Annotated in this window: 8 protein-coding genes; 4 read left to right on the top strand and 4 right to left on the bottom strand. The window is 39.7% G+C overall.

Annotated features, from left to right (window positions below):
• Positions 1-242: hypothetical protein (locus RMX89_RS01740; RefSeq protein ID WP_322687700.1), on the bottom strand; the 242-nt coding region annotated here is incomplete at its 3' end.
• A gap of 198 nt (positions 243-440) precedes the next feature.
• Between RMX89_RS01740 and RMX89_RS01735 the strand changes: the two genes are divergently transcribed.
• From RMX89_RS01735 to RMX89_RS01720, 4 genes are all read left to right on the top strand, one after another.
• Positions 441-2,192 carry a tetratricopeptide repeat protein gene (locus RMX89_RS01735; protein ID WP_322687699.1) on the top strand — a complete coding sequence of 584 codons (1,752 nt, stop codon included), beginning with the start codon at positions 441-443 and terminating at the stop codon, positions 2,190-2,192.
• The gene (locus RMX89_RS01730; protein ID WP_322687698.1) at positions 2,162-3,310 is read left to right on the top strand and encodes a CHAT domain-containing protein; all 1,149 of its coding nucleotides are present in this window, start codon (positions 2,162-2,164) and stop codon (positions 3,308-3,310) included. Before RMX89_RS01735 ends, RMX89_RS01730 begins: the two co-directional genes overlap by 31 nt.
• A gap of 10 nt (positions 3,311-3,320) precedes the next feature.
• The gene (locus RMX89_RS01725; protein ID WP_322687697.1) at positions 3,321-3,653 is read left to right on the top strand and encodes a hypothetical protein; all 333 of its coding nucleotides are present in this window, start codon (positions 3,321-3,323) and stop codon (positions 3,651-3,653) included.
• A 173-nt stretch (positions 3,654-3,826) separates the two neighbouring features.
• The gene (locus RMX89_RS01720) at positions 3,827-5,227 is read left to right on the top strand and encodes a hypothetical protein (protein WP_322687696.1); all 1,401 of its coding nucleotides are present in this window, start codon (positions 3,827-3,829) and stop codon (positions 5,225-5,227) included.
• A 95-nt stretch (positions 5,228-5,322) separates the two neighbouring features.
• On the opposite strand, the gene RMX89_RS01715 is transcribed toward RMX89_RS01720, so the two are convergent.
• The 3 genes from RMX89_RS01715 to RMX89_RS01705 all read right to left on the bottom strand — a co-directional run bounded on the left by RMX89_RS01715 (position 5,323) and on the right by RMX89_RS01705 (position 9,162).
• Positions 5,323-6,366 (bottom strand): M42 family peptidase, encoded by a 1,044-nt coding sequence (locus tag RMX89_RS01715; RefSeq protein ID WP_322687695.1) that lies wholly within the window; start codon positions 6,364-6,366, stop codon positions 5,323-5,325.
• A gap of 13 nt (positions 6,367-6,379) precedes the next feature.
• Positions 6,380-7,459, bottom strand: coding sequence for an SGNH/GDSL hydrolase family protein (locus tag RMX89_RS01710; RefSeq protein WP_322687694.1), 1,080 nt, complete (start codon positions 7,457-7,459; stop codon positions 6,380-6,382).
• A 305-nt stretch (positions 7,460-7,764) separates the two neighbouring features.
• A complete protein-coding gene (locus tag RMX89_RS01705; protein ID WP_322687693.1) occupies positions 7,765-9,162 on the bottom strand; it encodes an S-layer homology domain-containing protein in 1,398 nt (465 codons plus the stop codon).
• Positions 9,163-10,553: the final 1,391 nt, after the last annotated feature.

Raw genomic sequence — 10,553 nt, 5'->3', positions numbered from 1 at the left:
TACTCCGAAATAGCAATTGGGTACTCCGAAATAGCAATTGGGTACTCCGAAATAGCAATTGGGTACTCCGAAATAGCAATTGGGTACTCCGAAATAGTAATTGGGTACTCCGAAATAGCAATTGGGTACTCCGAAATAGCAATTGGGTACTCCGAAATAATAAATGCGTTGGCGTAGCCCGCCGCAGGCATCGCCAAATCGATAAACGCGTTGGCGTAGCCCACCACAGGCATCGCATCCATCCTCTTTTTACCTGAAACTGGTAGTAGGCGATCGCAAAATCAGTATATTGTCTGTTCACAAGTAAAAAACGCTCATCCACGAGGTTCTTTGTATTGGCAGAAAAACATCATTTGTGATGAAATTCTACGTTTTTCTGGAATTTAGGGTATTGGTGTTGAATTTTTCTTATGATCTAGTTGCGTCTCACACCCTTGCCCATGAATGAACAGCGACAGCAAGCTTATCTCAACCTCATTCGCAGTCTGTTAGAATCTCCCAATGGTGAAGAAGCCGAAATTTTAGCAGCAAACCAAGAATTCCTTGATGTTGGCTTTGTGCAGAAGGTAGAAGAAGTAGCACAGATGTGTTCCCAACACGGGGATGAGAATACAGCGAATTGGTTGCAAGGTTTGGCAATGCAACTAAGAGAAGCGTTGAATCTAGATAATAAAGTAGATTTGCAATCTCTTAGTGAGGAGGAGATACAGACATATTACCAATTCTTGATGGAGGTACTACAAGTAACCGCAGACAGTGGGGTTGGAGTTTACCCATTGCTGCTAAGAAATGCAGACAAACTCGATGGGATGTTAGCAGAAACATTGCGCCGTTGGGGGACAAATAGACTGCGGGAAGGGAACGCAGATGAGGTGGGTAAACTAGCAGAAGTGATTGCCTTTTTTAGCTATCTCATGACAGTATTCTCTTTGGGTAGCAAAGCCAGCAATATGGAAATTGCCATCACTGGCTATGAAGTCGTGCTAAATGTCTACACCCAGCAAGCCTTTCCCCAATATTGGGCAGGAACACAAAATAATCTCGGTAATGCTTACTGTCATAGAATTCTAGGAGATAAAGCACAAAATATAGAATTGGCGATCGCTTGTTTACAAAATGCTCTAACAGTCTATACCCAGCAAGCTTTTTCTGTTGATTGGGCAATGACACAAAATAATCTCGGATTTGCTTACCGTAACAGAATTAGAGGAGAGCAAGCACAGAATTTAGAGCAAGCAATCTCTTGTTACCAAAATTCCCTGAAAATTTATACTTTTGACACTTTTCCCTATGAATGGGCAAGAACGCAGAATAATCTTGCTTCTGCTTACCGTAACAGAATCAGAGGGGAAAAAGCACAGAATTTAGAACTGGCAATTGCTTGTTCACAAGAAGCTCTCAAAGTCAGAACTTTTGACGCTTTTCCCTATGAATGGGCAGTTACGCAAAATATTCTTGCTGGTGCTTACCTTTACAGAATTAAAGGGGAGCGATCTGAGAATTTAGAGCAGGCAATCGCTTATTTGCAAAATGCTCTAAAGGTCATAACTTTTGATGCTTTTCCCGATGATTGGGCTGCAACGCAAAATAATCTCGGTCTTGCTTACCCTGAGAGAATCAGAGGTGAGCGGGCAGAAAATTTAGAACTGGCGATCGCTTGTCACCAAGAAGCTCTGAAAGTTTATACTTTTGATGCTTTTCCCCAACAATGGGCAAGTACGCAAAATAATCTCGGTACTGCTTACCTAACAAGAATCAGAGGAGAGCAATCTAAGAACCTAGAACTGGCGATCGCTTATTTTCAAAATGCTCTGAAAGTTAGAACTTTTGACGCTTTTGCTGATGATTGGGCAAGTACGCAAGATAATCTCGGTACTGCTTACGCTAATAGAATCAGAGGTGAGCAGGCAGAAAATTTAGAGCAGGCGATCGCTTATTTTCAAAATGCTCTGAAAGTTAGAACTTTTGACGCTTTTCCTTATGAATGGGCAAGTACGCAATATAATCTCGGTGCTGCTTACGCTGATAGAATCAGAGGTGAGCGGGCAGAAAATTTAGAACTGGCGATCGCTTGTCATCAAGAAGTTCTGAAAGTTTATACTTTTGACGCATTTCCTGTTGATTGGGCAATGACGCAAAATAGTATCGGTATAAAATTCTGGTGTTTATTGTCACAAAACAAGGAGAGTTAAGTGTTTGGCAATCCCAATCAGAAGAGCGAGAAGCTTTAGAAAATTGGGGAATTAAATATTTGCAGAATTACTACAATCAAAATGGCCAATGGCAAAATAACTTAGGGAAAGCATTCAAAGAATTAGCTTCTATTCTGCACATTGATGAAATATTAACCCAGATACCAAAGCACTGCGATAAACTCATCCTAATTCCCCATTTCTTCTTGCATTTATTCCCCCTTCATGCAATTCCAATAAATCAAAATTCTGAAAATTCGTCTTGTCTGCTGGATTTATTTGCTGGTGGTGTGAGTTATGCACCCAGTTGTCAACTACTGCAACAGCTACAACAGCGCAAACGTCCTGATTTTCAATCTCTATTTGCGATTCAAAATCCCACAGAAGACCTGAATTACACCAATTTGGAAGTAGAAAGCATATTATCTTACTTTCCCTCCCATCAAGTATTATCCAAAAACCAAGCCACAAAAGCTGCCTTATCCCAAGCCGCAACACAATTAAAAGAAGCAAATTATCTCCACTTTTCTTGTCACGGTTCTTTTAACTTAAATTATCCCCAAAATTCTTTTTTATTATTAGCAGATGCCTATGTTTACCCTATTCCTGATGATGCTAACTCAGAAAGATATCTCAAAGTTTATGATACTGAGGCTATAGATTTAAGTAAATGTTTGACATTGGGTAATTTATTTGAACGAACCTTCGACTTTAGTCAAACTCGTCTTGTGGTTCTCTCAGCCTGCGAAACAGGTTTAACTGACTTCAATAATACCAGTGATGAATATATAGGTTTACCTAGTGGCTTTCTCTACGCAGGTAGTAGCAGTGTTGTAAGTAGTTTATGGACAGTAAACGATTTATCAACATCCTTTTTGATGATTAAGTTCATTCAAATTTTAAAAAATGCTATAGATATGTCAATACCACTTGCTATGAATCAAGCCCAGCGTTGGTTGCGGGATGCTACTAAAGAAGAATTGCAGGAATGGGTAAAAAATTTGGCGTTAGATAGCACTAAGAAAGGAAAGATACGTCGTCAAATTAATAATATGACTGGAGAGCAACCATTCAATTCTCCCTTTCATTGGGCTGCATTTACTGCTGTTGGTAAATAGGAGAATAATCATGTCCGTTCATGAAACAACTGTTAATATTTTTATCCATCTGCTGAATACTCAATCTTCTCTATTTTCAGCAGAAGATAGAATTACACTAATGAAATTGATTAATAACCAACCTGATGACATTAAATCTTTATCGAATGCTATCTCAGATTGGCTGTCAGAACATCCTGAAGTAGATGAAGCTTTAGTAGAATTTGAGGAAATAGGAACAAAAGCACCAGGCGATAAGCAAGCAAATACAAATATTCCCAAATACGAACTTGATAAAAAGAATATACTTAATGAAATTCAACAAAGTTCGTCATCTGCTAAAGAGACAAAAAAACCGACTTAGGCTAAGAGGTTGTTTGAAAAGTGGTATGTTGTAATTTTTATCGAATTATTACCCCCCTTAGTCCCCCCTTATAAAGGGGGGAAATAAGAAAATCCGGTTCCCTCCCCTTTATAAGGGGAGGGTTAGGGTGGGGTAAAGTATCTGAACACCGCGACATTTATCTTTAATTTAAAATGGATTATTTTTCAACAGGAAAAATAGCTTATCCCAAACTAACTCTTTATGCCTTTCATCTAAAGCATAGCCTGTCACAAAAACCTAAAATACCTGTAGAAAATGCCAACGATTTATGGTTAAAATGCCAGCAGCTTGGTAAACAACTTGGTATTCCTAAATTAGAAACTTTACCTGAACTGATTGAAAAAGCAAATAATAAAAAAACTAGCATCACTGGAGAAATACTTCCCGAACGTTTCTTAAAATTTACCGCCATCCAACATCAACAAAATCTACACTTAAGCAGTGAAGCTAATCCCTTAGAAATTCACGATACCTACGCACTTGATTTAACTCTACGTTATCCCGATCCAGAAGTAAAACTTGCTGATTTAAGAGGGCTAAATCCAGATGATTGCTTACTTTCTAAAAATATCAAAGCTTCTCTAGGACAAACCCTAGTATTTTTTGCTCAACCTGTAGGAAAAATAGATGATGAACAAGCATTCGCTGATGCTTGTGTCAAAGCATTATTATCAGAAGAAACTGTCCGAAAACTAAAGATTTATCGTCAGCATCAAGGGCAATTATTAGGTAGTCCGATATTTGAATATGAAAATGATCCTGACTCTCCTGAAACACAGTGTCATTTACTAATTTGGTTAAATACCCATTCCCTAACTACAGAATTAGAAAACAAAGGAGAATATTATTATCCTTTAATTGACCTTCTTCTTTGTCGCAGTAAAATTCTTTATGCTCGTTCTCAAGCTATATGGTGTTATGAACAAGCTAGATCGGCTTATTATAAGCTGGAAAAGTATAAACAAGAATTTAAAGAGCAAAAAAATAACTTTATAGATTCAAAATTTGATAATTTCAATCAATGGCTTCAGGAAATACCAGAAATTTCTTTTAATTATGTTGATTATTTAAGAGATTTAGAACTGCACAAAACCACAATTCAAACTAATAGTAAGAACTATCGTTTATATCTTGACAAGCTAAATAAAATAGGCATTGACTCAGATAATTTAGAATTTTTGTCCAACTTCATAGAACTAGCTGAAGATACCTTTGTCGAACAAATTAACACAAACTTAGCTTATCTTACCCCCGGTCAAAACCTCTTTGACCAGATGATTGGCACTATTCGCGGCATAGTAGAGTTAGAACAAGCCAAACGCGATCGCTCTTTAGAACGCACCATCCAAGTACTAGGTGTAGCCTTTGGTGGCGGTGCAATAGTTTCTGGTGTCGTCACCCAACATATAGATAAACCCTTTGCACCACAGATAAATTTCAAGTATCCAGTTCACCCCTTGGTGTCATCTTTACTTTGGAGTGTTTTAGCTACCGTTATCTTTGGTATAGTGGCGTGGTGGGTTACTCAACCGAAACCAAAGAGAAATAAATAGAAGTAAGCATTAGAGCAAGTTATCCGACTCACGCCACATCAATAGTAAGAATAATCTTGCTGTGCGATCGCTCCTTCAAATCAAAGCCCTAAATATCACTCAAACTCAGTTTCGCAGAAAGCTTTTAGCAAATCGATACAATTAGCGATCGCTCCTAAATGAGCAATTTCATATCCATGTGTATTTTGGGTAGGAAATGCCAAACACGCAGCACGCCCAACATGACCAAATTTCATCGCAATTGAAGCATCACTGCCAAATCCACTCAGAGTTGTAAATTGTATCGGCATATCGAGTTGCTTGGCACTATGACGCAATTGGCCATTTAGTCCCTCATCATATATTCCATAGGCATCTTGAGATAAAAGTACAGGACTTTCCCCATCTTTAACAGGATATTCCTCAGATAATGGACAAATTTCTAAAGCAATCAAGGCATCCAAACGTTGATTTTGCGTGAAAAATAGCGCCCCAATTGCTCCTACTTCTTCTTTTGCTGAAGCTACTAAATAAACATCAACTACTGGCTGTTTCAGGTTTTCAGCCAAAGCTAACAAAATCGCCACAGAAGCTTTGTTATCCAAAGTGTAACCAGCAATATGATCCTTTAACCGAATTGGACGCTTGCGATGTTTGCCGATTACCATTCTAGTTCCAGGTCGAATACCAGCTGCTTCTAATTCAGCAGATGTCAGCTTCGTTTCAATCCAAGCATTCTCCCACTTAACAGTAGTATCTTCCTGCTGGACTTTTTGGGGCGATTCGTGGGAAACGTGGCGGGAACCAAAGCTGAGAATACCGTTGATGGTTTCGTTATCTCCCAATAAATCGACAACGCCTTCGCCATAAACCCACGGGAAAGAACCGCCGAGTTTGCTGACTTTGACACGACCTTCATCACCAAGACTCTTGACAATTGCGCCAATTTCGTCTTTGTGTGCTGTGATAGCAATTGCTCGATCTGGAATTTTACCTGGAATCTTGGCAATAATATTATCGGCGCGATCGCGCCAGACTTCTACACCCAGCGCTGTAAATCGTTGCATCAACAACTGGTTAATCTCAGCTTCTACACCACTAGGAGAGTGGTGCATAACTAATTCTTCAATAATTTCAAATAAGCGATCGTAATCCCACATCAATACAGTTAGTTTAGTTTTCTACTGTTGTATGAGACAATTGTGCATCAACAACCCGACCTACCGATCCAAAGGCTGACCTTTTTTGGTGACGCTTCAGCATTCCTACTGCACCAAAAGCACCAAGAGCTAAAATTCCCAAGTTTATCGCAGGTTCAGGAACAGACTTCGCCTCAATCGCCGCCAGTGCAGCGTCTGCTACTAACTTATGAGCACCTGTTGTTGGATGTACAGAGTCAAAGAACAAATAATCGTTTGGTTGAGAACATACACTGATGATTGTCTGGAAATTCCCTACTACACAAGGGTTAGTCACATCTTTAAACCCAAACTTCCCTGGATTTGCTTGTACTTGATTAAATAGGGAAAACACATCCACAGAGATCAGATTCAAGTCAGAGTTTTTAGTAAATTTGTCTAGTTCCTCTGCTAATCTCGTGTTATGGTCATTTGTTAAGGCAGTCAAGTTGCTAGAGAGACCTGTAGCGGATGCAAAAGGAATCTTGCCTAAATCAGGCAAGTTAAAGACTAAAATATTTTTTGCACCGGATGAGGCAAGTAACCCTACTGCGTTTGATAAATTCTGGACTGTTTGCTTTGCATTCGTAGCTTGACCAAACACATAATCATTTGCACCTCCCCATACAGCATAAAGGGCATTTGGATCGAGCTTCTGATTGGCTTGTATAATAGGTTGCGTCAACAAGGCGACTTGCTCTAATACTCCCGGTAACGGTGCATTAGGAACAACAGCATTGCCTTGACCAGAACTAGCACCACCCACAGCAAAGTTAATACCTTGGTTGGGAATAGTAGGATTTAAAGTAATGTATGGAGAGGGTTTTAATCCTAGCCGATCTCCAAGGTAGTCTACCCACACTCGATCGTTGGAAAAACGCCCTTGAAAGTACGGTGGATTTTGGGGAATGGCTGTTGTTGGAGCGACTAAACCATTAGTAGCAGCGAAAACATTGCCAGTATCAGAAAGGCTGTCGCCAAATACATAAAATTTGTCAAAACTCGCAGCACTTACTCTGAGCGGCAACATGAAAGATAAGAAAACAAATCCTGCTGCTACAGCTTGTTTTTTCATATTTGTTTTACCTGGATTATTTTTTAGTTTGTTTAAAAGCAATCAAAAGGCGAAAGTCTGACAACTTGTCTTTACTAAGTACGTCTATTAAGTTAATTTACGTTATTTTACTTAACTATGCCTCAAAATTTCATCAAACACGGGTAAAAACGCTGAAAATACTTAGATTTACATTTTCTTGATGAAAAACAGGTCTATTAGAAAAAAATGGTCAAATTTATATGTTATGGCGTGGGAATTGCACACTTTTATGCTTGCGCTCGACTAACTGCGACAGAATGGTGCAACCCTTCCTCTTCATAGCTTTAACTTTGCTTTAATTTCAAAGCCTCAGTAGCCGATACACCCTCACCTTGACTGCCGAAATACCACAAAGCCGTAGCAGCCTCAGCACGAGTTACTGGTTTTTTGGGTTGAAACAGAGTCGTATAACCAAACACCCGGCGAATATTCGATTGTTCGCCATTCTGATAATCAGCCAACACTGCTCTTAAAGCCTTCGGATCAATTTTCGCTACGTCTTGGAAACCCCAGGTTTGTTTAACCGCATCTAAGTTAGCAGAGGGTAAAGCTTGGCGAGTATCTAAGGGTAATTTCCACAACAGCAACTGTTCCCGCGTTAGGGGTGCATCAGGACGAAATAAAACTGCTGTAGAATCTCCAGACAAAGGACTAGGAATTAACCCAGCTTCGGCTAATCCCTGAATTGCGGGGAAATCAGGGTCTTTTGCTGACACATCACTAAAAGCTGGTTGAGTACTTTCTGATGCCAAGCGAATCTGTTTAGCTGGATTGTTGGCATATACAGCATTGTTAGCAGCAATTAGCCAACGGGCATATTCTCGATGTGTAACGATTTTACTGGGTTCAAACTGATTAGTTGTGGTAGTAGAGTTGCTCTTAGTTGTCTTTGTTTCTATAGATAAAACACCTAATGCAGCCAAGTCCTGGATATGTTGCTGCCATTCTTGTGGTGCCTTATTCAGATCGTTGAATACCTGAGATTTAGAGGTGGCTGTAGGGATTGTTTGGTTATTAGCTGTACTTGGTGGCTGTGCTGCCGAGTTTGTCGGTAGTATTGGGCCAATGAACTGTGAATTTCCCGGTTGAGGAACGGCGTTAGCAGTTTCGTTAGGATTTGTAGTTGAAGTAGGTTGTGCTGTTGCAGTACTATTCGGTACGTAATCAATCAGTAATTCAGTGGCTGTTTGGGGTTGATTGGGTGTGGCGTTAGTAACTGATTTGGGCTGAATGGAAACCTTTAACAGCAAATCGCTGCGACGCGCCTCAAAAGTGTTTCCTGTATCATCTGTCGGCTGTTGTAAAATCTGCCAGTTATTTGTTTGAAACTGGCTGCGATAAAAACTAGCAATAAAATTACTGGGGTCAGAACTTAACCAACGAGTTGAGATTTTGTTTTCTGAGCCGCTAGCAGGTGTAACTTCCTGTAGCTTGGCATTGGAATATAGTGGAATATCTTTAGGAAAATCAGCTGGTAACTGAACAGTTGATTCATTTTGCTGTGCTTGCGGTTGGTTACTCTGAGATTCTCCAAAGACAACTGGATTGCTTTGCAGTTTTGGATCTGCCGCCAAAGATTCCTCAAGGTTTTTGGCAACAGGACTATTAGCACAGGCTGTTAACGAAGTGAGTATAACAGCCCAAATTATTAGAAATACTGCTGGACGTTTACAGGGAAGCACAGGAAATCACAAATTGAGTTTCAATTCCTACCCTAGCGCAGACTGTCCATTAAATGGGAATGAGGCATGGGACATGGTTATCCTCCTTTATTCCCCTGCTCTCCTCTGACTCTCTATATCACCCAAAAACACTACCGACTCACTACGTCTTCTTCCTAAATGTCTATTTTGGTGATGATGTCTCTAAAAATGAGTAAACGGTAGCAAAAGCTACCGTATTGTCTTCGTTTTACAGCCATTAGGTTTTGATAATTCCTATGCTTATTTATAGAGTTCCCTAAAATTCTGGAAAACTAACATTTTTGGGAAAAAATATAAATAAACCTGAAATCATTGCTAGATAAGAGTTTTATAATTTCAGAGTTCTTAGTCAGGATTTTAGTATTTAGATAAGAGTCACCAACTACAAACCGAGCGATACTAGATTGTGAACCAATCTTTTAGAGAGTTATCTAAATATCCAAGTTGTAGAGTAGATAACTGCTCAAAAAACAGTTTAGCTAGCAAAAGCTTGAATCTACTTCCATATGCACTAGTTGTAACGCGATGCCTACGCCAAGCAACTGAAGTGATAGACTTGGAATAAAGCTCCCTTTAGCCTCACCCAAAGAGGGGAATAGATCGAGTTCACTAACACTGGCTGACAATCGATTCTGAAAATTATTCATCTGACGATGGCAATGTGAGTCAGGCAATAGCTGAAAAATGCCAGTGTTAAATAATTCCAGTAACTTAGCGTAAGTTCGTTATTCTTGACGATTGGGGTAATTAGGTAAAGCAGTCAAGTGTCGCAGCAGTTTCTTTAGTATCTCTAAATTGATTTTCTGGAGAAAATGCTACTTGTGCTGTAGTCAAGAATTACTTGACAGCCTCGAAAGCAGTGAGTGCTTTCTCTAAAAGTGCGTAGTTTACCGCCGTAGGCATCGCCTCTATGTTATCCAAAACTTTCCCTCAATCAACCCATCCCCTGTTATTCTTGGATAGGGCTGTGGTTCTTTTAGGAAAGCTGGAAGGTGCGCTTCGCAAGTTATAGAAATAGTACATAGTTGGCTTTGGCTGTTTTTCCCAATCCTAGTTAATGATTGGCTTGAGGCGAAAAAGACACTTCATCAAATGCACTGGCGGTTGAAAAAACCTCTACAAACTTGGTCTGAACAGTTAACACCTTCCTGATAGATTAGATACAATTAGCATCTGTGTTTTCTTGGGCGATCGTTTGCTCAAAGCGAGTATTCAAATTGACATGGTGCTGGACTAGCCGATTTGAGATAGTATTAAACCTTTCACCTGCTGGCTCTGGCGAAAATTTTTGATTCAGGGCAAATTAAGACTTATATTCAAGAGGCTTGAGTGTTTATTGGAGATGAAGTTCACCAAAAGGCAGCAAAAGG

It is taken from the genome of Nostoc sp. DedSLP04 (genome assembly GCF_034530775.1).
In the GTDB taxonomy this organism is placed as follows: Bacteria; Cyanobacteriota; Cyanobacteriia; order Cyanobacteriales; family Nostocaceae; genus Nostoc.
This window is presented reverse-complemented; position numbering and strand designations above follow the sequence as displayed.